The 24,225-nt window shown below is 43.3% G+C and carries 15 protein-coding genes and 2 tRNA genes; 2 read left to right on the top strand and 15 right to left on the bottom strand.

Features of this window, described 5'->3' with window-relative positions; genetic code table 11:
• Both RSX31_RS18285 and RSX31_RS18280 read right to left on the bottom strand, forming a co-directional pair.
• Window positions 1-76 (bottom strand) — tRNA-Val (locus RSX31_RS18285).
• A 4-nt stretch (window positions 77-80) separates the two neighbouring features.
• Window positions 81-155: transfer RNA gene (locus tag RSX31_RS18280), tRNA-Glu, on the bottom strand.
• A gap of 443 nt (window positions 156-598) precedes the next feature.
• On the opposite strand from RSX31_RS18280, the gene RSX31_RS18275 reads away from it, so the two are divergent.
• A complete protein-coding gene (locus RSX31_RS18275) occupies window positions 599-1,495 on the top strand; it encodes an N-acetylmuramoyl-L-alanine amidase (RefSeq protein ID WP_148996480.1) in 897 nt (298 codons plus the stop codon).
• A gap of 814 nt (window positions 1,496-2,309) precedes the next feature.
• Here RSX31_RS18275 and RSX31_RS18270 read toward each other — a convergent pair.
• From RSX31_RS18270 to RSX31_RS18245, 6 genes are all read right to left on the bottom strand, one after another.
• Window positions 2,310-7,976: a pullulanase gene (locus RSX31_RS18270; RefSeq protein ID WP_315635601.1), complete on the bottom strand. Its 5,667-nt coding sequence runs from the start codon at window positions 7,974-7,976 to the stop codon at window positions 2,310-2,312.
• 666 nt (window positions 7,977-8,642) lie between these two features.
• Window positions 8,643-10,745, bottom strand: coding sequence for an SA1320 family protein (locus RSX31_RS18265; protein ID WP_315635600.1), 2,103 nt, complete (start codon window positions 10,743-10,745; stop codon window positions 8,643-8,645).
• Between the two features lie 14 nt (window positions 10,746-10,759).
• On the bottom strand, window positions 10,760-11,698 hold the full coding sequence (locus tag RSX31_RS18260; protein ID WP_315635599.1) for a DUF1672 family protein: 939 nt from the start codon (window positions 11,696-11,698) through the stop codon (window positions 10,760-10,762).
• A gap of 515 nt (window positions 11,699-12,213) precedes the next feature.
• Entirely contained in the window at window positions 12,214-12,786 is a 573-nt protein-coding gene (gene sipW, locus RSX31_RS18255; RefSeq protein ID WP_315635598.1) for a signal peptidase I SipW, read from the bottom strand.
• Between the two features lie 24 nt (window positions 12,787-12,810).
• Entirely contained in the window at window positions 12,811-13,665 is an 855-nt protein-coding gene (gene tapA / locus RSX31_RS18250) for an amyloid fiber anchoring/assembly protein TapA (protein WP_315635597.1), read from the bottom strand.
• Between the two features lie 133 nt (window positions 13,666-13,798).
• Window positions 13,799-14,392, bottom strand: a complete 594-nt coding sequence (locus tag RSX31_RS18245) for a CalY family protein (protein WP_315635596.1) — start codon at window positions 14,390-14,392, stop codon at window positions 13,799-13,801.
• Window positions 14,393-14,732: 340 nt separating this feature from the next.
• Here RSX31_RS18245 and RSX31_RS18240 point away from each other — a divergent pair, with 340 nt between their 5' ends.
• Window positions 14,733-16,835 (top strand): GDYXXLXY domain-containing protein, encoded by a 2,103-nt coding sequence (locus tag RSX31_RS18240; RefSeq protein WP_315635595.1) that lies wholly within the window; start codon window positions 14,733-14,735, stop codon window positions 16,833-16,835.
• Window positions 16,836-16,940: 105 nt separating this feature from the next.
• Here RSX31_RS18240 and nagA read toward each other — a convergent pair whose 3' ends face one another.
• The 7 genes from nagA to RSX31_RS18205 all read right to left on the bottom strand — a co-directional run bounded on the left by nagA (window position 16,941) and on the right by RSX31_RS18205 (window position 24,216).
• Window positions 16,941-18,104, bottom strand: a complete 1,164-nt coding sequence (nagA, locus tag RSX31_RS18235; protein ID WP_315635594.1) for an N-acetylglucosamine-6-phosphate deacetylase — start codon at window positions 18,102-18,104, stop codon at window positions 16,941-16,943.
• Between the two features lie 61 nt (window positions 18,105-18,165).
• On the bottom strand, window positions 18,166-19,083 hold the full coding sequence (locus RSX31_RS18230; RefSeq protein ID WP_315635593.1) for an ROK family protein: 918 nt from the start codon (window positions 19,081-19,083) through the stop codon (window positions 18,166-18,168).
• Window positions 19,061-20,032, bottom strand: a complete 972-nt coding sequence (gene pfkB, locus RSX31_RS18225) for a 1-phosphofructokinase (protein ID WP_315635592.1) — start codon at window positions 20,030-20,032, stop codon at window positions 19,061-19,063. The genes RSX31_RS18230 and pfkB overlap by 23 nt, the downstream gene beginning before the upstream one ends.
• Entirely contained in the window at window positions 20,025-20,876 is an 852-nt protein-coding gene (gene gatY / locus RSX31_RS18220) for a tagatose-bisphosphate aldolase subunit GatY (RefSeq protein WP_315635591.1), read from the bottom strand. The genes pfkB and gatY overlap by 8 nt, the downstream gene beginning before the upstream one ends.
• Complete coding sequence (locus RSX31_RS18215; RefSeq protein WP_315635590.1) at window positions 20,873-22,072, bottom strand: SIS domain-containing protein; 1,200 nt, start codon at window positions 22,070-22,072, stop codon at window positions 20,873-20,875. Before RSX31_RS18215 ends, gatY begins: the two co-directional genes overlap by 4 nt.
• Before the next feature lie 65 nt (window positions 22,073-22,137).
• A complete protein-coding gene (locus RSX31_RS18210) occupies window positions 22,138-22,857 on the bottom strand; it encodes a GntR family transcriptional regulator (RefSeq protein ID WP_148996458.1) in 720 nt (239 codons plus the stop codon).
• 99 nt (window positions 22,858-22,956) lie between these two features.
• The gene (locus tag RSX31_RS18205; protein WP_315635588.1) at window positions 22,957-24,216 is read right to left on the bottom strand and encodes a Gfo/Idh/MocA family protein; all 1,260 of its coding nucleotides are present in this window, start codon (window positions 24,214-24,216) and stop codon (window positions 22,957-22,959) included.
• Between the last annotated feature and the right edge of the window lie 9 nt (window positions 24,217-24,225).

Raw genomic sequence — 24,225 nt, 5'->3', positions numbered from 1 at the left:
TGGTGGAGGATGACGGGATCGAACCGCCGACCCTCTGCTTGTAAGGCAGATGCTCTCCCAGCTGAGCTAATCCTCCATATTGGTGACCCATACGGGATTCGAACCCGTGTTACCGCCGTGAAAGGGCGGTGTCTTAACCGCTTGACCAATGGGCCGTATTGTCAAAACGTCCCGCTTAAGGACATGTATAAATATATCATCTGGTTTCGCAGAAGTCAACTTCTAATTAACAGAAAACGAAAACTTTTTTCTCCATACTCAGCTTAACATTTTTGTAAGCCGAAAAAGAATATACCATACCTTTAAACAATATATCAATAGGAAAAATGACAAACTATTCAAGTTCAAACATAGCTTTAATTTATGGATACCCCTCTCCCCTCCATTGATAGATACGAGAATAGTAAATAAACCTGGGACTATATAGCTTTTGAATAATACCATACTTTCTAAATAGACAAACCGTATATTCCTAAAAGAATGATACATAGACATCTTCACCATATTTCAATAAGAGTGACACAGAATCCCCTCTTCTCCCACCACCGTAACCAAAAAGACAAGCTGTGAATATAGTACTAGTAAAGGGGGAATTCATATGATTTATGTAGTATTACGGGATGCTGGTCATGGATTAGAGACTCCAGGCAAGAGGACTCCCTATATCAGCTCTCTGGGCAGGTCGATTAAGGAAAACGAGTTCAATGAGCCTGTGAGTGAATTTTTCGGGGATGAATTAAAGCGACATGGGATCATCGTCCATGATATTTCTCCAACGACCGCAGACATCCCGTTAACTGCCAGAACAAATGAAGCAAATCGATTATTAAATTTTTACATTAATAAATACGGTGCATCAAACGTGAAGATCGTGTTAGTGAGTTTTCATTTCAATGCATTTGATGGGTCATTCAGCGGGTCAAATCCAAGTGGGATTTCTATTCATATCCAGCCTGGAAGTAAGTATGCAAGGGAATTGGCCAACAGTGTAGGTAAATATTTAAGGCAAGGGACCAAACAAGTTTGGCGTGGAGTCATAGAGCAGGACCTTCATATAACCAGGGAATTCGAAGGAGTTGCCATTCTGACAGAGAATGGATTCATGGATCATCCTGAAGAAGCTAAACTGATGCTTGATAAAGATTACCAAAAAGAAGTAGCGAGAGAATCGGCTCAAGGTGTACTGGAATACTTTAAATTACCGTATTTGCCGGATACACCTAAACCGACTGAAAAACCGAAGGAGGACGATGATATGCTAGAGAAGGCAATTGTGATTGGTACATTCAATGATTATCCGGCAGCAGAATTATTGGCAAACAGGTTAAAATGCCCGATTTATCCCCGCAATGCAATAAGCGGAAAAGTGGCAAAAGAACTGATTGTCTGTGGGGGTAAAAAAGATGGGTTAATCGCTGATAATATTGTCGTTCTTTCAGGGACCGACCGTTATGATACGTATAGAAAAATCGAAGAGTATCTTAAACAGTTATAAGAGGGACGAAGGGACAGGCTCACTGTCCCCAGTCCTCCTTATCGAGCACGGTCAATCACACTTTTGGAGGTCCCTGTTACTCTTAATCGATTCCTTCCTCTTACTTCATCAATTTGTCTTAGTTTCTTTAATAGATTGTTCCAATTATGCCTGTATAGCTTCTGTAGCATGCTGATGTTTATCCACATTTACTTCCATATCAGTCTTTCTTATTTTAGATTTTCCTAAGAAATGATCATCGTTCTGCTTCACCATGAATAATACATATCTATTTACTGATTGTAGCGATGACACTACTATTCTTCTTCGTGTATTCATGAGCATTTGAATACGCATTTGTGTGGAAATTTCTACTTTTTCATTAATAAACCGATCTTGAACTATGTTTCCGTTACGATCATATTTTATGTTGTACCATAATCATAACTGGAATTAATTCATTTAATAGCATCATAAATGGTGCCCTCTGTTTCTCTCTAGTAAGTAAATACGATTGTCCATTAAACAGTATCTATAATGTTGAAGAGCGTCTCTATTTCTATACTTATTCAATTAAACGGATAATGGAAATTAGTTAATAAAAAAAGCGAAGAAAAATAGAAGCTTTACTACTGAATTATCATATACGACATTAATCGTGAACAACCTTATTGAATCTGCACGAAAACTAAAAAACCAAGAGTGCAATAAAATCGACACTCTTGGGTTTTATTGTCTTGAAACATTCACTTTACATGAACCTGCTACGTTACTTACATAGATAACACTGTACCTGCATTGAAATAGCGCTTACTCAGAATTCAGACCAGGGGATCTAGTTCCACCAATTCAGAATCCAGGATAAGGGACCTCTCCCCCATTCCCACCACCAATTCAGAATCCGGGACAAGGGACCTGTACCCACGTCCCGCTTCTCCACCTTGATCACTACCGTGGTTAAAGGGTCCAAGGTCAATGTGTCTTTTGTAAGACTGAATCCAGACTTCTTGGAAACAGGCTTTGTTCCCGCTTCATCATTGTCTACTACAACCTTCCCTTTAGAGAAGTCATAGTCACCCACCGATAGGGTACGTGCTTCGCTATCCGCGTTGACAAATACATAGTACTCACCCGTACCATCCGTGGATACATTCTTGTAAGCAAGCATCAAGTCTGTATCGGCGATTTCAGGTAAATCAAGCAGGGATACATTCTGATCAACGAGCTCCTGCTCGCCTAAACGGAAAGCATCGGTTGATCTTCTCAGCTCAATCAACCCTTCTGTATACTCTCTTGTTGTTGTATTGACTTCATACTTCTTTTTATTCGTTGCTTTTTCCCAGTCAAACTTATTGATGGCGTCGGATGAATCGTATGAGTCGTGGATGAAGTAACCGAATGGGTTGCCCTCTTCGTCTTCCAACTCATGATATTTCTGTTCCGGTACGCCTTCCCCTAACCATTGCTTCGTTCGACCGTATTCCTGACCTGCGTGGATAAAGGCCGTTCCCTGCGATGTCAGAATCATGGAGTTACCAAGGCGGATACGTTTATGAATCTCCTGGTTGTTTTCCGGAATGGCCGGGTCCTTTTTAATCGATTGGGCAATGACATCGTATAACGGGAGGTTGTCATGTGCTGCGATGTATTGGACCATATCACCTGGGTCGTCGTCTGCCGTGTTGCCAGGCTGACCTTTGATGTTGTTAAAAATCGTGTTGATGTCGCGTGCGCCGCCTGTCAGGAATCGCGGCTCACCTTCAGAACCGAATCCGGATTTCAGTTCGTTACGGATTTCGTCGGAGAAGACTCCTACGTCGTCTGTTTTGTCCATCCAATCCTGGTCGGCACCCATTCCTTCTAATGAAGGATCTGATAAGTGACCGGCGAATGTTCTCCAGCCTTCACCGATGAACAAGGCATCCGGGTTGATTTCAGCCGCTGCGTCATAGGCTTTTTGGATGGATGGGTAGGTTGCGTCACCCATCATATCGAATCGCATACCATCGATCTTGTATTCGTCGAACCAGTATTTCACTGAGTCGACCATCAGCTTTTCAGCCATTGTATGGTTGGTTGCCAGGTTGTTCCCGAAGCCTCCAAGGAAGTTCCCTTTGTCATCCTGGAACGCATAGTAGTTTGGCACGATATCGTTCAATGTGCTTGTTTTGGCCATATGCGTGTAGACGACGTCAAGCACGACACCCATACCCTTATCATGAATCGCGTCGATCAAACGTTTCGTTTCTTTAATTCGTAATTGTGGATCAGTGGCATCCTGTGAATACGCACCATCCGGTGAGAAGTAGCTGTGAGGATCGTAGCCCCAGTTGTATTCATTGCCACCTGCTGAATACTCAAGCTCACGTTCGCCCATATTCGTTTCATCCCCATAGTACCATGCCATGATCGGAAGCAGTTGAACGTGTGTCACACCCATCGATTTAATGTAATCAAGTTTTTTGATAAAGGCGTCATAGGTACCCCATCTTTCCTTCTTCAAATCTTTTTCAATCGAAGGGTCTGACGTGAAGTCACGGACGTGAACCTCGTAAATGACGGCATCTTCACGTTTTTCATAACCATCAATGGAAGCATGGCTGAATTTCTTGGGATCGGTTCCTTTTAAATCAACGATCGCCGCTTTCCCGACGTTATCGCCGTCTGGTCCTGCTTCACCTTCTGTATTCACGGTGAAGGCTGCCATGGATTTTGCGTAAGGATCCAAGACTTTTTTCGTTACGCCGTCATTGGTTACTTCGTATTGATAGTAGTAGCCTTTCAGATCTTTAACCTTTAAGTCTTTTGCTTTTACTTCCGTTGACCAAACTCCTTGTTCACCAAGGGTCAGTTCCACACTGCCGATTGGTTTCGCGGCATCTTTTTTATCAAAGAAGTTCGCGACGACCTTGCTTGCTTTCGGTGCCCAAAGCTTTAAGGTAGCATCGCCTTTTTTATAATTGGCACCGAGATCGTCCCCATCGTAAGCATATTTGTTATCGATCAGTCTCCACCCAGCCGCCGCTGAAACGGTTCTGCCAGAGTAAGTGATCGATAGTGGCAGTTTTTCCAGGTCAAAATCAGCTTTTACTTCCACTGTTTTGTCTCCTGTGATTTCAGCACTTTGAACCGTCACATCTGATCCAGCGCTGTCTTTGATGGCTAAACCGGACAATAGCGCTTCTTCTGTCAACCCATCTGTCATCGTGAAATTCAGACGGATCGTATCGTCTGAAATGACCTCAGAAGAAATCAGTCCAGTTGCCACATCCCCGTGTGGAGAAATGTAGACCGTATCGTCGCCCTGCTTCACCCATAAGTGATCATATTTATCTAACAGATTGAACGTTTTGTTGCCGCCATCCTTACCGGCATCGCCTTTCGACTCATCCAGCATAATGAAGCCGATTTCTTTTGCATTCTCGTTTAACGGGATGTCTACATAAGCACCATAACGGTCTTCACCCTCTAAATCAGCCGCACCTGTCGGCCAGTTATCTGATGGTGCTGCGACATCTCCCCAATTCCACACACCGAAGTTCTCATAATTCCCGTCTTCACGTTCATAATGAATACGTACCGTGTTCTCCGGAAGATCAACCGGCTCATACGTATACACCTTATCAGAACCTTGTTGGATCCAAATCTCATTTACCTCTGGAGAAGTGATGGTAAATCCTTTGTCCCCACCATCTTTACCGGCATCGCCTTTTGTAATATCCATTACAAGGAAGCCGATATTTTTCGCTCCTTCAGCCAGGGGAACATCAATGTAGGCGCCATAGCTGTCAGTCTTTTCAAACATGGTAGCACCGGTCGGCCAGTTTGCCGATGGTGAAGCCACATCATTCCAAAGCCATGCACCGTAGTTTTCGTAGTTTCCATCGGTACGGTTATAGTGGATGCGGATGTTGTTTTCCGGAACCGGCTCTACTTCAGGATCCTCTCCCCCTGAACCTGATCCTGCTTCAGCACCTGTAATCTTACCGCCTTCAACGGTCAACAACGCGGTACCGCCGTCTGCTATAGAAGGAAGAGTCAGGGTGATTTCATCCCCACCGTCAGCATTATACTCTTCTCCAGAATAAGTATCTGTTACGACAGCACCAGGAGAATCAACAGTCAACGTGATCTCTTTCGCTTCGTCCGCCACGTTCAAACCAACGTATACGGAATCCTCTTTATAGTCACGGGAGAATACCAGGAACTGATCGCTATTCGAACCACCGACAGTCTTTCTCTCCCCTTTAGCGAACACATCGGAATGCGCCCCTCTAAAGTTTAAAATCTTCGTATAGTGCTCCAACACGTCATTATTTTCTACATCATCCCAGGCAAAATCATAACGGTTATCGTACTGCGGATAATTGTTCGCTCCGCTTTGTCCAAGCTCTTCACCGTAATAAATGACCGGCTGTCCCTTCGACGTTGCCTGAAGGGAAGCAGCCACTTTCAGCTTGCCTTCATCTCCGCCTAACGAATACAAGAAGCCGTCTTCGTCATGACTTCCTAAAAAATGTCCAAGTGTTGCCGTGTTATCAATCTTTCCGTTTCGAGCCGTCAGTTTATCATTGGCTGCTTTCAGGTTGCCGCTAACAAATTCATGAGCGATACCTTTGAAGCCGAAGTCCAGAAGGGAGTCCATCATTCCCGTATCAAGATATCCTAATTGGTTGTCAGCACTCGCTCCCCACGCTTCTCCAATCATTTTGTGCTGAGGCATTTTTTCCGTGATGGCGTTTTTAAAAGCCATCCACGTCGCATCTTCCACATGCTTCACAGTGTCTACGCGGAAATAGTCAATCGTATTCCCTTTAGCCGTTGTCGCTTTTTCGATCCAATCCGTTTGCCAATCGATGATTTGCTGGCGGACTTCTGGATTTTCCGTGATGACGTCTGGTAATCCTGCTAGTTCACCAACCACTTCATCCGTACCGACATCAGCACCTTGACGAACGATGTCGCTGTACTTGTCTCTTTCTGCATCCGTCGGATAACCTGCAGGACGCTTATCCTCAGCAAGCTCTCCATCAATCTCTTTCAAGCCATATCCAGTATGATTCAAGACCACATCTACCATGATTTTAATGCCTCGATCATGTGCCTCATCAATTAACGTATGGAATTCCTCCATGGATCCAAAGTGAGGATTCAACTCACCGAAGTTACTGGCCCAGTAGCCATGATAACCGAAATAAGGCTGATCCGATTCCCCGTTCGTTTCAACGGAACGGACATCATATTGAATATTTTCAACGACCGGACTGATCCAGATCGTATTCACACCAAGATTATCAAGGTAATCGAGTTTCTCTGTGATTCCTTTAAAATCTCCCCCCTGGTACGTTCCTCTTTTGCTCTTATCATAATTCAGATTGTAAGGATCATCATTCGACGTATCCCCATTGAAGAATCGGTCTGTCAGCATAAAATAAATGATGGATTCATCCCAATCGAGATCCGAATCTCCGACCGACTGTCTTGCTTTGACTTCGATTCCAGTCGTTCCCTCATAATAGTTCCCGTAAGAATCCACTATTGTCAGAGGAATAGATTTCGTGCCTGCCGTTACATCATCATCGACTGCTACTGTCACTTCTTTTAATGAAGGATCGATTTCAAGTTTCTCTGATCCGCCTAATGAAGAAACATCCGCCGTGATTTTTTGGATCTTCACATCCTCTGTCAGTCCATCGACACCAACAGATAAGACAGCATTCTCATTATAGTCCACAGCCGTTGGTGACACTGAACCCGTAACTGTCAGATCCGCTTTTTGGAAATCAAGAAACGATTCCCCATCGACTGTATTGTAAGGGTCACTTACTTCTGTCGTTTCACCATCTTTCGTGACTAAAAAGGAGTACGGGTTTTTCCCATTAGGAATGTTGTCATATGCAAGTACGAACCGTTCATTATCCGGTTCATATGTCATTTCTCTCGTTTCCCCGTTGTACTTCAACTCTACTTTTTCAATTGAATCCATCGCATCATTTGCGAATAATTCTTTATCACGATAATAGAACGTCGCATTTCCCTGATCGATCACCGGGGCCGATCCATCCGGTACAATTCGGATTTCCTCGACACCGCTTGTTATGTACGCCTTGGTGATGGTGTCGTTTTGGTTCACTTTAATAAAACGATCGCCAAACTCCTTCTCCGCCGTATTCCAATCCTCCGTACTGCGAAGAACAAAGCCGAATTGCTCTGTTTCAGGTGTAACAGCAATGTTTGCTACCGCCACTCCATTTTCATAGGAGTCAAAGTTGATTTGATCATCCTGTACCCCTGTATTCCAGGCCCAAATGTTCCAGTCTCCGTACGTTTGGTCTTCACGATCATACGTGAAACGTACCGTGCGATCACTGGACTCTGCTGATTCAATCGTGGCATTGCCGTCCGCCACTGCAGAAGCTGCCGGTGCAAATGGTGACCAAAGACTGATAAGCATCATCAAAGTCATAAAAATTGAGAATCGACGCTTTGTCCTATTTCCCATTCATGTTTTCCCCCTCTTAAATTGGATTAATAGAATAATAGAAGTGCTCTTGATGATTGTGAAAACGTTTGCGCAAACAGTTAAAAAAATGTGAGATGATTCTAGGGGTAGTTATTTTGAACTAGTGCAAGCGCTTGCAATTATCTGTCTTTTCTATTTTACAATAAATTCATAAAAGGGGCTATATGACAAAAGGGGGATTTTATTCCTAGTTTTTATTATGGCTCTTATCGTAATCATAATGACTCGAATAGTGTAATGGCTCTTTTTGGGGCGACACTGTGCTCGACTTGGAGGTCCCGCGGCTATTCATTGGCTGCTATTGAACACAGAACGACTTTAGATTGTCCATTTTTAGCTGAGGTGGAAAGCTGATCGGATTAGAGGGGGTCCGGTTTGGCTATAAATCCTGATACGTAACCCTCTCCCCGAGAAATTGATCCGGATTGGACTATTTTCAATCCGGAAATGAAATATTCAATCCTGTTTGGAAATTATTAATCCAGATTTTGAATAATTGATCCTCTTTACGAATAATTGATCCTCCGTGTCGAATTTTCTTCAAGTAAAGGCTGCTCAGAAGCAGTGATCATTCAAGTCTAAGGTTCATATTAACCCTTTGCGAATAGATCCAAAAAAAAATAGGAACAAGCGGATACCCTGTCCCTACAATGTCACACGATCCACTTGTTGACGCAGTTGGATCATATTGTCTTTCACTCGTTGTGAAATTTCACACAATGCTTGAATCGAATTTCCTTTATGTTGACTGAGCTGGTGGACGATGTCGTCAAAGAGCATTTCCATTTCTTCATGAATGGCCATGGCCGATACATTATATATATGGATATTGGAGTAACTCATTTTATCAAAAATCGCTGAGTCGATATAAGGTCTGAAGCTGTCAAGTAACGCTGGAAATCCGATCGTCAATCTGGTTAATCCGTCCCGGAGTCCTTCAATGGTTGCAGCAAGTTCGTCTATCGGCTCCAGTGCGGAAGAAACGTATGATCGGATTTTGTCATCGAAGTCCGAGAAGATGCTGATGAGTTTTCCAGGAACCGTTCCACTCAAGGCAACATTCATGGCACCCTTGATTTGAGCCGATATGACCTCCAATGTGTTTTCGATGGCAAAAGCAAGACCCGTCAAACCTCCTAAAAGCGGAAATAGAAAACGGTGTGAAACTCCCTTGAAGGCTTCAAAGGATCCATCCAAGTAGATTTCTTTCACTTTCATACCAATGAGCATGTGATTAGACGTTTCCAGCACGTATTCGCTTTTCTTGGGCATCACTACTTCATGTGGAACCGAAGCTCCTCCTGAGATGCTTGCACTTAAAGAAGAATCACGTTCTCCAAAGTTTTTTGCAAGGTCCCCAACCTGACTCTGAAATTCTGCTATGTGACTATTCATTTTCACGTTATTGGCTTTGATAATCTCATAGTGTGAGAGCATCTCGTTCACAAGTAGGTCCTCCAGTGTTTCCTTCCCTCCGCTAAACAGCTCCGGGATTTCTTTATGAAGGATGTTCTGCAGGAATCCTGTCAGACTGATAATCTCCTGTTTGAATTCAAGCAGCTGATTCCGGGCCTGACCGAAAATGCTTTCGACACTGATGCTTCGGTTGAATAAGTGCTCCACGAGTTCGACAGGTGGGGAATTCAACACACCATTGAGAGATTTACTGGCGTTTTCAGCCATATTCACGAGTGAAATTAGATGGTCGATTTCCGAGGTCAGACGATGTCCCGTCGACGTGATGCCTATGAATAAAGGGTTTCCGATCAAGTTTTCGAACGAATCCTCAAAGATCATCTGCAGGCGGCTCAACCGTTCCGAGTAACGGTCTCCTTCATGCTGGGCGATTTCCTGCGAGTTGGTCAAGTAGTCTTGTGCATACCCCAATCTTGTGGTGACATCCCCCGCCAGGGCTTCAGCCAATAGGTTCAAATTGTCTCGATTGATTTCAATTCTATCCGAATGGCCGCCATAGAGGGGTTCTCCCGTCCAGATGCTTGTCATGATGTGGGCATCGGCTTCGTCATGGATTTTGCCGTAACCAGGGTCTCCTGGTTGACCGATCTCATAGGCTCCTTTGTCGTTATAACCTGTATGATTGTTCGTCAGCGTACTGAAATTCTCACCGATTTGCGGGATTCCCGTAGAGATGTCGTATCTCCGTCCAGGGATACGGGAATCGAGATTCAGGGCTATCAGGGTTCCGGTTAAGACGTCGTAGTTGGTGAAGTAGTTAGTGATGTTATCGTAGCTTTTGGTGGGATCGGCCATCCCTTTTGGAAGAAGTGCAGGGTTAAGCGTCACGGATGTAACTTCGGGATGATTAATGGCGACAGAGTTGGCCAATGGTCCACCCAATGAATTACCCGCAACGGATTTAACTCCTCCAATAGATTCATATTTTTTGTTCATTTTATTATAGTAATCCTGTGCTGCTTCCAGCTGAGGAAGGGTAAGGTCACTAAGGAGTTGAGCATCGGTTAGTAAGTCTTGTTTTCCGTTATCGGCTGCTGCATCAGTGCCTACATAGATAATAGATACTTCCCTTGACTTTTGGTTGATAACCGTCATTGCATCCAAGCCCGTGATGTCTCCATATACGGTATCCAATACCAAATAATCCACTTCATTTACAGTTATAATTTCTCGCGTAGGGATATCCTTATAAGCGTGTAATCCTGCTAATTCAACTAAATTTTTATCATTACTTACTGTTGTGACTCCGGTTTGATTGTTTGGACTACTCATTAAGTTATACCCCCTTACTCTTTAATAATCTCATCTGGGGTCGTTTTTTCGAGCGAATTTTCTTTTACCCCTTCAAACGACTGTTTGAGGACTGTATTGTCATTGACGAAAATACTGTATGTTCCTTTTGGTATATCATCCATGCTTTCAATATCGTTTACAACTCTATTAAATACCTTCTCATCCGGGTCAGTTTCTTTCTCTTTCATAAATAAATTAATGACTACCTCAAAATAAGTTGGATTAAACGCTTGTTTATTGTAAGCAGCCCTTAATTTTTCTCTACTGACCTGGGGATCTTCCATATATAGCTCAAAAACTGGTTTAATTGCTTCATCATTTGAAACGGAGGAAGATAAAAAGTAATAAGGTGTCATATATCCTGAACCACCAACATTTTGAAGGGATTCAATCGTTCTTCCAGTAATAGCTTCTTCATTTGCAATTTTCTCTAAATACTCATCCAAACGATCAAACTCGTCTTTAAATATTTCCCTGTATAAACCTTCTGTTATGGCACTCTCCACCTGTCCTTCTTGGGAAAACACTTTGTCTGACAGGATTTTTTCATTTGATTGATCAATTGGAACAACTGCATACGTGTAAAAATGAAGCGGATCAGTTGATTCCACAAATACTGTAGCTCCGTCTACATTACCCACAATATTATGAACCTTTACATCTGTCTTATATTCTTTCAAGAAAAAATCTTTAACCGCTTTCTCTACTTCTTCACGATTTTCTTCGGCAATCTTGTCTGTTTCTTCCCCATTTTTCAGGGTGTATCCCTCCCCATTGTACTCCTGCACACTTACATATTGATTCATAACTTGTTTTTCAGGGCTCTCTTTTTCATCCACACCATTACCATTCGCATTATCCATATTCATACATCCTCCAAGTAATAATGAAAGTCCGATTCCGCATATAATCCATTTATTTTTCGTATTCATGAATGTCTGATCCTCCTAATTGGATGGGTTCATTTAAAGAATTACCTTTATATTGTATAAAAGTCTGTAAAGTATTAACAGTTCAATCGGGTAATACTTAAAGCAATCAGGTAAAACAGGAAAATAGTAGGGGAGCAGACTTCTTTTTCACATTTCTTTTATCCTATTGATTTCGCTCATTCACCTCATGCCTTCAGGCTCATATATTTGTATAATTACCCCAATTATTCAAATGATAACCTATAAGTCTTGAAAATAATCTCCTGAAATTTATAACTAACCGACGTTATCATCAGATCGGGAGTAGTTAGATAAGGTCATACAGTTCACCACTTTAACATCACTTCTTTACAATGGAATCCGGAAACGTTAACTGCAAAGAATTATCTTCAATTCCATCGTCTACTTTTTCATTAATTATATTATGATTAATGATTACACTGTAATTTCCTTTTCTCGTAGAAAATAAAAAAAGAGAAGCAAGAGGTCCGTCCCCTCACTTCTCTTGAAATAGATTATGATACATTCTTCTCGATCGTATCTTCTTTTTTTGATGAAAGGTCTATGGTGGAGATTGCTTTCCAAATCGTGATACCTGAATAAAAAAGGAGTAAAATCCCCGGGATGATGAACATCAATGCTCCGTTTTTCGAATTCATGAAATTCATGAAGTAGCCTATATAGGGAATCGTGAACCCTTTGTATTCTGCAACCACATTTTCAGATAACACAGGTTCAAGATCCGGAGCGTCATTATTATCCCCTTTAGTTTTATACATCACATGTTCTCCGCTTTTGATCACTTCTAAAACCCGGTGAGTAATAAGAATGTTCTCTTTCTCTTTAAATGTTATCACATCGCCTTCTTTAAAACGGGTCATATCTCCTCCGGGTTTCACCGCAATGATTGATCCCGTTTGGATATCCGGCTCCATCGACCCTGATAACACTGTCTTGATTTGATAGCCCATGAATTGGGGTTCCCCACCGGCTGCCTTGGATGAAACGACAACAAATATCATCATAAACAATACCGCATACAGAACGACCGTTATACTCGTACTTAGTATTTTTTTGGCTAGCTTCATTTTTTCATCAACCTTACCTTTCTTTTACTCTTGATTACTAGTTTTTTCAGGTGAAGCAGGAGATGGTTCTACCTGATCTTCTTCCTTGGAGGGAGGCGCTTCTGAAGATTGGACACTGGCTTCTGTAGTTTCTGGTTGTTCCTCCTCCACTTCCGGTTCTGGCTCAGCAGGAACTGCAGGCTGTTCTGGTTCTTGCTTCTCCTCTTCCTGCGGCGGAGGTTCTTCTTTGATGTCCTCTTTACTTCCATCAGTAGCAGGATCAGGCTCGGTTCCTTTCGGTTCTTCTTTTTTATCCGGCGGCTCAGGCTTACTTTCATCTCCGCCCTTATCCGGAGCTTTTGGTTTTTCTTCTGTGCATTTTACAGTAATCGTTTCACTCCATATTTCATTTCTGGTGTCTTCTTTATTTCCGTGGCCGGGACGTTGGAGGGCTTTGAATTTATAGTTTCCGGGTTTAGTGATAGTCGCCTTTACTAAAGCGGTGTTCCCTTCAGCTATTGGCTGGATTTCTCCCTGCGAAACTTTATTTCCCTTTTTCGGATTTCCTGAAGCAGCATAGTAGACTTCATATTCAGTTGTTCCTTCCATGCTGCTGCCCGTGTTCGTTATAGAAGCGGATATTTCTCCTGGTGGACACATCTTAATATTTCGCTCTTTATTAGGGAAAGTTAAAGAGCTTTTATCCCATGTACTCCAAGTACCTGCAGTGATTACACCGGTTACATGGTCTTGATCATTAAAGTAGGCGCCGGTACTGCCATCTATGAATGATGTCGTAATGGTAGTGGCATACCAGATGGCCATTAGTTGGCAGAGAAGCTTCCACTTTTTAATGGGGGTTTTATGTTTTCTTGTTCTTAGGTATCTTATGGAGATCACATCCTTTGGATATGTGATAAACTTTAGTTCTCTTCAGAAAATAAAATCCAAATAGCTTTATTCTCTGAAGAAAATTAAAATTCAATGGAAAGATGGGCGAAAAGCCCACCTTCCCCAATTATTCACTTTAATATTAGCGTGCAACACCTGCGCCTTGCTTACCATCAAATGTCCATTTTAGTGTAAGAGAATCACCTTGGAATCTGTTTTGATCTTGACCGTTATCTACAAATTCATATTGAACATAAAGTTTATCTGATGTACCCGCAGCAAGGTTTCCTCCACGCTCTGCAAAGAACTGACTCCAGAAATTACCTTCGATTACATCTGGTGACATATTTTTCAAGTCATATAATGTTGTTGACCAAATCGGTGCATCTAATTTATCTCCATTTATTAAGAAGTTAACTCGAATATGCTTTCCAAAATCACTATTATTGTTACCATTTGCATCAGTCACTGTGTAATCAGTCATTAAATCAATCGTAGCAATATCAAGACTACCACCGTTTACTAAATCAAAGGAACGAAGCATAGTATCACCTGGTTTAATATCATCAACATTAATAATCGTTGTCGGGTCTACACTAAGATCCAACGTACCAGCTGCAAAAGTAGCATTTGCCTCTGCACTATCACTAAAATAAGCATATGTACCTCCCCCAACCAATGCCAACCCTAGTGCCGCTGATGCTACGCCTAAACCTAATTTTTGCTTAATACCCATTTCTAAATTCCTCCTCGTTTTCACTCTATTTTTTGGTTCGTTCCAAAGTTTCTTTTGTTCTTTTTAACGAACCCTACATTTGAAGTATAAGACAAATGTCACAGGTTGAAAAACCTCAAATTTGGCTATTTATTCGTTAAAAAGAACAAAATACGTTATTTCTCTCTATTTAACTCTGTATATCGTATTTTATTATTTATTATTAAGAACAATAAGTTCTTAATAATGCACAATAAGACTGGAAGAAGTTAGAGAACCGAGAAGGGGTTTAATTCCCTCCCCACCCCACATGCTTATATTTCCCTTTCCCTCATATAATAGGATAAGGAGTGTGAAGTGTATGAAGAAATTAATTTCACTAACGTATTTTTTCGGAGTTGTGTTCCTATTAGCAAGTGCTCTTTATTTTTTCGCATCCAACTGGCAGATGTTTTCCCGTTTGGAGAAAGTGGCTTTAGGGAGTTCTTTGATTCTATTGTTCTATGGAGCTGCTTATCTGTTGGATCGTGTTTTAAAGGGAGCCCATTTCCTTTCAAACTGGTTGATGGTAAGTGGGGTGATCTCCTTTGGGTTGTCCGTTGCATTACTCGGTCAACTGTACAATTCCCACGCAGACAGCTATTTATTGTTTTTTATTTGGGCTATTCCTGCCTTCCTATTAAGCTTGTACACAAGGTACAGTGGATTTTACGTATTAACCCATATCCTCATCCATTTGGCGATATATTTTTACCTCTTTCCGTCGTCTCCATTTGCACACTGGACACTCGCCCATACTTGGATCGCATTCGGAATCGCAATCGTTAACACATTCTTATTTTTGTTCATAAAAAAGGGCTACATCCATTCAAAACCGTTGCTATATCTAAGTCTCATCTCAGCCAATCTCCTCCTCATAGTGACTGCATTCGATAACGAGTATTCCGTCTTTTTCACCTTGTTTTATCTTTTCACACTGGGGATTGGGGTGTACCGCTTCTTCCATAAAGAAACTTCCATTTTCATCATTCTTTCTATCTTCGGAACGGGCTTCATCATCATCAAAATGTTCGAGTTGATGGCACAGTATGTGTCCAGTCTTTTCTTTGTCGGTCTGTTATTAACCGCATTTCTGTTATTAGCGGGAAGTGTATTCCTTGTTAACTATTTACGGAAGCATTCCTCTTCCCTTCATTGGACAAAGACGATCTTCGTTGCAAGTGTCACGACCATTGCCTCTGTTTTCATCATAGCGTCTGTTTTCGGACTGCTTTCATTACTCATGGTGGATGTTTCAATGGTTACGCTATTTGTATTCGCGACCGTTTTTCTCGTCATCCCAAGTACGTTAACCAGCTGGCCGTCTCCTGTAAAGTATTCACTCATGATGACCGGTATCGTCATAGGGATGATCGCAAGTACGTTTGATGAATTTTCCTTTGTTATGTTCTTCGTTCTGGCCTATGTGTTTTATGTTGAGAAACAGTTCGCCGCGAGGTTTGTATTCTACCTTCTTTTTCAATTGAACACAGCGATTTTCTTAGGGCAAACGATGGACTTAGGTACTCATGCCCTCCTTGTTGTGATGGTGCACCTGAATGTTGCAGTGTACCTTGCTCTGAATAAAAAACATGTCATCCAGCATGGAGCTTTCCTCATTGGATTCTTTGCCTTTTTCTCGTTAACTGCCATCGATCTTTCATCGACGCTTCATATTATCTATACTGCTCTGTTCTTCTTGACCGCTACGGGATGCGTCTATTTTTTCAAAAAGCAGGATCGCACCTTCTATTGGGTTTCATCGCTGGTATTCTGGTTCATGCTCATCGTTCAGCTGTATTACGATTTGGCCTGGAAGCTTGTTCATAAATCCCTGCTCTTAGCCGTATTAGGTGTCCTCTTCTTGATGACGGCCGTTTACATGGACAGAAAAGTAGGTTCTGATCAGCAATCCCAATCAATGCTTGCCGGGAAAAGGCTCGGAATCCTTCTCATCATATGCCTTCAAGCGGGATGGATCGGGTATCAGGTCCATTCGAACGAAACCCTTTTACAAAAAGGGGAAACGATTCTTTTAGAGCTTCAACCTGTCGATCCGAGATCTCTCCTCCAGGGTGACTATGTGGAATTGAATTACACGATTTCTCAGCTTGAAGATATCTCCATTGATGACAACGGTCCCATCACCATTTTGTTACGTGAAAACCAACAAGGACTCCACGAATATACAGGTGTTTATAAGTTTAACGGGCAATGGAATGCTCCTTACGAAAAGAAACCCGGGGACGTGCTTTTAAATGGAAAGGTTACAAGCTCATGGGACAACAATGCCCAGGTCACATACGGAATCGAACATTTCTTTATCCCGGAAGGAACCGGACAGGATGTGGAAAGGAAGGTGAAAGCCGCGGTGGTGAAGGTGAGTGATAAGGGGGATGGGATATTGGTGCGGTTGCTGGACTAGGGAAGGAAGCATAGGGACGGTTCTTATGCTTACGAAATAATTACTTTTTTGTTAATAACGTGGACAAAAAAGAAGCAAGAGAACCGTCCCCTTGCTCCCTTGCTTCTAATGGGGCACAGCGCCTGTCCCCCTGTCCCACACCATTTCCCCACCAACAAAGGTTGCTCGAACGTCCCACTTTTCATCAATCAACGCGATATTGGCCTTTTTCCCGATCTCTAAGCTGCCAACCTCGTGGTCAATATTGAGCAGCTTTGCCTGGTTTAGGCCAACCATTGGTAAAATTTCCTCAAGGGGAAGCTTCAATACTTCTTTCATATTTTTAAGGCATTCCAGTAAGTTGGCTGTACTTCCTGCCAAGGAGTCGGTGTCCACAGTCCTCGCGATTCGATCTTGAACTTTCACTTTCATTGTACCGAGGGTGTAATGGCCGTCAGGCAAGTCGGCTGCAGCCATGGAATCGCTGATTAAAAGGATTTTATCGCTTCCTTTTGTTTTATGTAATAGTTTGATGGCGCCTGGGTGGAGGTGATGGAGGTCGGCGATGCATTCACAAAGGCAGTCATCATTGGTCAGGACGGCCCCGACGCATCCCGGATCGCGGTGCTTGAATCCTCTCATTCCGTTAAACGTATGGACTGCGATTCTTGCCCCTTGGGCGACAGCAAGATTCGTTGTTTCATAATCTGCGTTGGTATGCCCCATTGAAACCTGGATCCCCATACCCGTGAGATAATCGATGATCTCCATGGCATGTTCTTTTTCCGGGGCGATCGTCAGTACTTTTATAGTGTTATCCGAAGCATCGATCAACCCTTCTATCTCCTCCATTGATAGCTCTCGCATGTACTCCACGGGATGGGCGCCTTTATGTTCGGGTGTAATATAAGGACCTTCCACATAAGATCCAAGGATTTCGGCTCCAGTTGTTTGACCGATCGCTGTACTCACTGCTCCTACCGCCTTCCGGATGCTTTCCAGATCGTGGGTGAGTGTGGTCGGCAGGAATCCAGTTACTCCATATTTCACAAGAGAGTTAGACATCTCCTGTAAAGAATGGACACTTCCATCCATGGTGTCATGTCCCGCTATGCCATGGATATGAAGGTCAATCATGCCAGGTATGGCGGAACAACCGGGGAATTCGATGATGTCACATGGAGGAGTTTTCTTAGTAATGCCTGAAATGCGCCAATCTTCCAAGAGCAGATACCCATTTTCAACGATTCCTTCCGGTGTATAAATGCGGCCGGCCTTCACGGCTTTCATTATCCTCATCCCCTTTTATTAAAATAAACAGAACAAGCAACACCATTATGGGTGCTGCTTCTTACACTGATTCTTTCATGTTCATCCGGTTTAAAGCCAAGTAACATGCTCCGTATAATCCTGCGTCATTCCCTAGAGAGGAAGCAATGACCGTATCCTCATTCCCGTATACATCCATTACTTCTTTCCTTAATTGGATATTGATATCTTGAAGTAAAGGACCCTCACCTTCCGTGATACCGCCCCCAATGATGATCTTTTCAGGGTTGAGAAGATGAATTACATTCGTTAATCCCATACTAATATAATGAATAAACCGTTCATATACGAGCAAAGCAACTGGATCTCCCTGCTTGACAAGCTTCATAAGCGTTTCGCCGGAAACGTCCTCAACCGCCACTCCTTTTTGCTCCTTATAGTCTTGAACAAAAGCAGAAGTGGACGCATATCGTTCAAGGCAGCCTTTTCTGCCGCAGCTGCACGGCTTCCCACCTGCAACAATGACGGTATGACCCAGCTCACCCGCAAGTCCCGAAGAGCCATTGACGATCCTCCCATCCATCACGATGCTGCTGCCAATTCCAGTACCCAGTGTTAGAAAGACAGCGTTTCTCTTACCCTTGACAGCACCTTGCCACATCTCGCCAAGGCACGCACTTTTTACATCGTTTTCAACCGATACCGGTATATGGGTCATGGAAAATAATATCTCTCCCAGCTTCATTCCACTATACCCTTTAATATTATTCGAGAATAATATCGTTCCTTTCTCACGATCCACCAGACCGCAAGAAGAAATGCCAATGGCAGAGATGCGAAAATCATGCTGAAGCGATTTCACTTTGTTATTTAATACGTCAGGGATCTCATGGCTTGTGGGGGTTGCCATTTTACTTTTAACAAGAAGGTGACCCTTTGGATCAAAAACGGCATATTTAATAAACGTGCCTCCTATGTCAAAACAGACGATATGACTCATTTTCCATCCCCCCAATTCTTTCAACTACATCTATTTCCTTCACGAATCGTCGAATGTCCAACAGATTAACCTCACCCGTTTTTTCCATTATGGCGTTTGACATTCCACAAGCACAAGCCCATTTCAAGACTTCTTCAATCGGGAATCCATGGGAATACGCATAGGTAAACCCGGCGAGCATACTATCTCCGGAACCAACGGGATTCACTGCTTTAACGTTAGGAACCTTTGCCCTCAGAATTCTTTTTTCACTAACTAAAATGGCCCCTTCTTCCCCCAGAGAAAGAAGCACATAATGTATTCCTTTATGACAAATTGCTCGGGCATGCCGTAACATGTCATCGGTAGAGTCAAATGTTCTCCCTATCAACCTGGCAAATTCTTCTTTGTTCGGCTTGATTAAAAAAGGTTTTCCTGTGATACCTTCGACAAGTCTCGGCCCACTTGTATCCAATAACAAACGAACTCCTTTTTGATTGGCCATCTTTGAAAGCTCACTGTAAAAGCCAGTAGGGACTCCTTCTGGCAAACTTCCGGAAACGACGACAAAATCTACGGTATCCAGAATCGAAGAGAATGTTCGACCAAAAATTTCTAACTCATTACTTAAAATAAAGGGACCCGTTTCCAGAATTTCGGTCTGACCTTCCTTTGATAAAATGGCCAGACACGTTCTAGTCTCTCCTTTAATGGGTACAAATGAATTATGTACCTTCAAATGAGATAATTCGCTTTCAATCCACTCCCCGCTCTTTCCACCCAGGAAACCGGTACAAGTAACCTTCTGCCCCAATCGGGATAGAACCCGGGTGACGTTAAGACCTTTACCACCTGCCGATTTTTCAATGGAAGAAACACGATTGACCCCACCCATTTGAAACTGGGACAATGTATATCTAACGTCTATCGCCGGATTTAAAGTGACCGTCGCAATCATGGGACTAGCCACGATTAAAGCTGCCGCACAGCTTGATTTTGTCTGCTACAACTTTTTTCATCCCAGCGACGGCATCCGTGAAATAATAGCGGGGGTCATTGGCTTCCGGGTTTGCTTTCAGATAGCTGCGGAGCCCTTTCACAAATGCCATCTTCAGCTCCGTCGCCACATTCACTTTGCAAATTCCCCTCTCAATGGTCTTGCGGACAAGCTCATCGGGCAATCCCGATGCCCCGTGGAGAACAAGGGGGATATCGACTTCCTGCTGGATCGCCGACAACCGGTCGATATCGAGCTTAGGTTCACCTTTATAAAGTCCATGAGCGGTCCCGATCGCCACAGCCAGAGAATCAATGCCTGTTCTCGTTACAAACTCGTTTGCCTGTTTGGGGTTGGTATAGATCTGATCCCTTTCGTCCACAACCAAATCATCTTCCATTCCACTTAGACGACCAAGCTCGGCTTCAACCGTCACACCGAACGGGGCAGCATACTCTACAATTTCCCTGACAATCCGGATGTTCTCGTCGAAAGAATAATGGGAGGCATCGATCATGACAGATGGAACACCCATATGAATGAGGTTCTTGATATCATCCAGGTTTTCATGATGATCAAGGTGAAAGCAAACCGGGATATCATAGCTCTTCTTTGCCGCTTCCATCATCTTGATCAGGAACTCTTTCCCCATATATCGGACGGTACCGGGCGTAGCCGCGATCATGACGGGTGAACGGAGGTCCCGGGCGGTTTCAAGAACCGCTTTGAGCGTTTCGAGATTGTGAATATTAAAGGCAGGCACAGCGTAGCCTTTCGACTGAGCATCCACAAGAATCCTACTTCTTGACACAATCATACCCTTTCTCCTCCATTCCGATAAGGATAAATCGTGACACCTTTTACGACCCGGTTGACGAGCCCCGAGGGAGATGGATTATCCGGGGAAAGTCCCAGATGCATGGATTTACAAAGGGCGAACTGCTGGGCGTACATGACATATGGAAACGCAAGGAATATATCCTCTTGAACCGTCTCCAAGCCGGTATTCAAGAACAGGTCACTGTAACGTTCAGCGACTTCATCATGATAAGAGGAGAGTGCCACCACCTTCCCTCGCTTTTGTTCATGGTATAGCTCCTTCAATAAATCCAAATCATATTTTCTCGTGTACGGATGGCAGGATAAGAAAACGAAGACGATTGTCTCTTCATCTAAGATCGATTTCGGGCCGTGACGGAATCCCAGCGGTGAATCAAAGAATGCCGGAATCATACCTCCCGTTAATTCCAACAGTTTTAAAGATGACTCCCTTGCAAGCCCCTGGAAAACACCTGAGCCTAAATATACAACCTTCGAAAACGTGGAGGAAGCAAGCGCTTCTAACTCTGTCTTTCCGGTCTCGATAATTTTTTCACCTGCCGAACCTATTTCCTTCACAGTCTTCTCAAGAGTATGAATGTGCTCCGGCTGGAAAAGGAGCAGGACCGAAAGTAGCATGGTCGTAAAGCTGCTCGTCATCGCAAACCCTTGATCATTCGCTTCCTTCGGCATGTAGATGACCAGGTGATCCGGATTCCCCTTCTTCTTCTCAGCCAGTAAACCATCACGATTACACGTAAGGGCGATTCCATAAAAATCATCAATGATTTGCTCTCCCAACTCAACCGCCCCAACGCTTTCAGGACTGTTACCAGAACGGGCAAATGAAATCATCAAGGTCGGTGAATCCTTGTCTAAATACTCATATGGATTAGAGACAATATCGGTAGTGGCGATGCTTTCTACCGTCCATTTCTTATTCTTGACCATTTCCTTAATGGAAGTAAGAACGGTTTCCCCGACAAAAGCAGATGTTCCCGCTCCTGTCAAAATCACTCGAAGATGTGGATGCCTTTCTCCCAACTTCTTAAAAAAAGTCAGCAGTGTATCTCTATGTTCAAGCAGGATTTCAACGGTTTCTTTCCAAAGTCTTGGTTGTTGAGCTATTTCTCTTGTTGTATGGATGGCACCGGGATCATTTGGTTCCCATTTATTTGATTGTATAAGTTCCATACCCATTCCTCCAAAACTGTTAATGTCATCATTACCAGTTAAGTGAAATAGATACTCGAAAGCACCTACTTCAATTCAACTGTGTACGTAAATTTATCTCCCCTTGCGATGGAGATGGTATATTCAATGACGTCTTGATCTTCATACGTAATACGCTCCAGTCGGAGACACGGTGAGTTTTCTTCAATGGTCAGCATGGCGGCTGCCTGTCTTTCCGCGCTGACAGCATTGAAGCTTTCCAGTGCTCTAGTGATCGTCACATCGTATTGGGACCGAAAGATTTCATACATTGGCGTATATTCCAATTGTTCCTTCGTGAGATTGGTAAAACGCCCTACCGGAACATATGAGGTTTCATAAATCATCGGTTCTTCGTCAGCAAGTCTCAATCTCGTGATCTTGAATACTTCTTCTTCCACCGGCAGTTTCATAGATTTCGAAATCGTGCTGTCACAAGGTACTTTTTCAAATGAAACGACCTGTGTGGAAGGATGTTTCCCGATTTTCTTCATTTCTTCTGTGAAGCTGTAGAACTCAACAAGGCTCTGCTTATAGGTCTTCGGCGAAACATAAGATCCCTTGCCGTGAACCTTATAGATGTAGCCGCCCTTTTCAAGCTCCTGCATCGTTTGCCTTACCGTCGTTCGGCTCACTTTGTATGTTTCACACAGCTCCCGTTCAGAGGGTAACTGCTCCTGCTCCGCAAGTTCACCCTTCTCGATCTTTTCGAGAAGGATATCCATCAGCTGATAATATAATGGTAAGCGATTATCTTTTTCTATCATGTTAAACTCCTTTAGTGGTATCTTTGTCATAACCATTTGTATACTCATTATACATAAAATTGCGACAATTATCACTTGATGCCATGATAGAAGTTTTGATTAAGCATTTTCTTTTGCCTTTTCCAATTCTTCAATATATTTTTTTAATTCGATAGTCGCACCTGACAGTCTCGATTCCTCCGCTGCAAAGGCAATCAAATGACTTTGAGAAGAGACTCTGGCAGATGTTAATGTTCCTTTATCCTTCGTGCGGACCCGGTTGATAAAATCCTGCATGATACTCGTATCAGCACCCATGTGACCGCCATCCACAGTTGGAGGATGGATCACTTCCTTTTTCCCGGTAAAATGCTTGATGATTAATTCGTTATCTGCGTCATGACCTGTAATTTCCCCTTTTGTTCCCATGATCTTGAAGTTTCGATACGTTTCCTTCGTAAAGGCAGTCATCGTGAACGACACCGTCACATCCCCGTCAAATAATAAATTGACGACTTGATGGTCCACCACATCATTGTCACACCGGTATACGCAGCGGCCGTAAGGACCTTCCTGGATAGCCTTCAAGCGGCTTTCGATACTGGGACTTGCCGAAACAACATTCGCCGGCCATACATCCCGGTCATGAAGATACCACTTCGCAGCGGAATACGGACATTCTTTCTCCACCTTACAGCCATCCAGACAGCGGTGGGTCGATCCCTCAGGAGCGTTCTCCTCTTTAAAATAGGTGAGACTTCCATAGGACGAAACGCTCTTACATTCCGTTCCGATCAACCAGGCGAGCATATCCATATCATGACAGCTCTTCTGAAGAATCATCGGACTTGATTCCTTCGAATTGCGCCAATTTCCACGGACAAAGCTGTGAGCCTGATGGAAATAACCGACATTTTCATTCCATTGAACCGAGACAATATCCCCGATCACCTTCCGATCAATCACTTCTTTAAGAGACTGATAGAACGGAGCATATCTCATCACATGGCATACACTGAGGAGCGTGTCATGCTTTTCGGCCGCTTCTGCGATGGCCAACGTTTCAATGGGGCTCGGTGACATCGGTTTCTCCAGTAGAATGCTATATCCCTTTTCCATGGCACGCATGACAGGTTTATAATGATCCCGATCCGGGCTGCATATAAGCAGGGCTTCACATACCCTTTCTTGATCCAACAGGTCCGGCCAGTCTTCAAATCTCATATTCTCAGGGATTCCATGTGCTTCCGCAAATTTCTCCCGCTTCTCTTTATCCGGTTCTGCTACCGCGATAAACTCGATTTCATGAGGATACTGGAGGGCATAGGACCCATACGCATAGAATCCCCTGCTCCCAGCCCCTATTAATGCTGCTTTCATTGTCATTCC

Origin of the sequence: Rossellomorea yichunensis, assembly GCF_032337515.1 — a bacterium.
Taxonomy (GTDB): Bacteria; Bacillota; Bacilli; order Bacillales; family Bacillaceae_B; genus Rossellomorea; species Rossellomorea yichunensis.
This window is presented reverse-complemented; position numbering and strand designations above follow the sequence as displayed.

Coding starts and splice junctions, on each gene's coding strand:
- RSX31_RS18275 (WP_148996480.1), top strand. CDS start 599: ATGATTTATGTAGTATTACGGGATGCTGGTCATGGATTAGAGACTCCA.
- RSX31_RS18270 (WP_315635601.1), bottom strand. CDS start 7,976: ATGGGAAATAGGACAAAGCGTCGATTCTCAATTTTTATGACTTTGATG.
- RSX31_RS18265 (WP_315635600.1), bottom strand. CDS start 10,745: ATGAGTAGTCCAAACAATCAAACCGGAGTCACAACAGTAAGTAATGAT.
- RSX31_RS18260 (WP_315635599.1), bottom strand. CDS start 11,698: ATGAATACGAAAAATAAATGGATTATATGCGGAATCGGACTTTCATTA.
- sipW (WP_315635598.1), bottom strand. CDS start 12,786: ATGAAGCTAGCCAAAAAAATACTAAGTACGAGTATAACGGTCGTTCTG.
- RSX31_RS18245 (WP_315635596.1), bottom strand. CDS start 14,392: ATGGGTATTAAGCAAAAATTAGGTTTAGGCGTAGCATCAGCGGCACTA.
- RSX31_RS18240 (WP_315635595.1), top strand. CDS start 14,733: ATGAAGAAATTAATTTCACTAACGTATTTTTTCGGAGTTGTGTTCCTA.
- nagA (WP_315635594.1), bottom strand. CDS start 18,104: ATGAAAGCCGTGAAGGCCGGCCGCATTTATACACCGGAAGGAATCGTT.
- RSX31_RS18230 (WP_315635593.1), bottom strand. CDS start 19,083: ATGAGTCATATCGTCTGTTTTGACATAGGAGGCACGTTTATTAAATAT.
- gatY (WP_315635591.1), bottom strand. CDS start 20,876: ATGATTGTGTCAAGAAGTAGGATTCTTGTGGATGCTCAGTCGAAAGGC.
- RSX31_RS18215 (WP_315635590.1), bottom strand. CDS start 22,072: ATGGAACTTATACAATCAAATAAATGGGAACCAAATGATCCCGGTGCC.
- RSX31_RS18210 (WP_148996458.1), bottom strand. CDS start 22,857: ATGATAGAAAAAGATAATCGCTTACCATTATATTATCAGCTGATGGAT.
- RSX31_RS18205 (WP_315635588.1), bottom strand. CDS start 24,216: ATGAAAGCAGCATTAATAGGGGCTGGGAGCAGGGGATTCTATGCGTAT.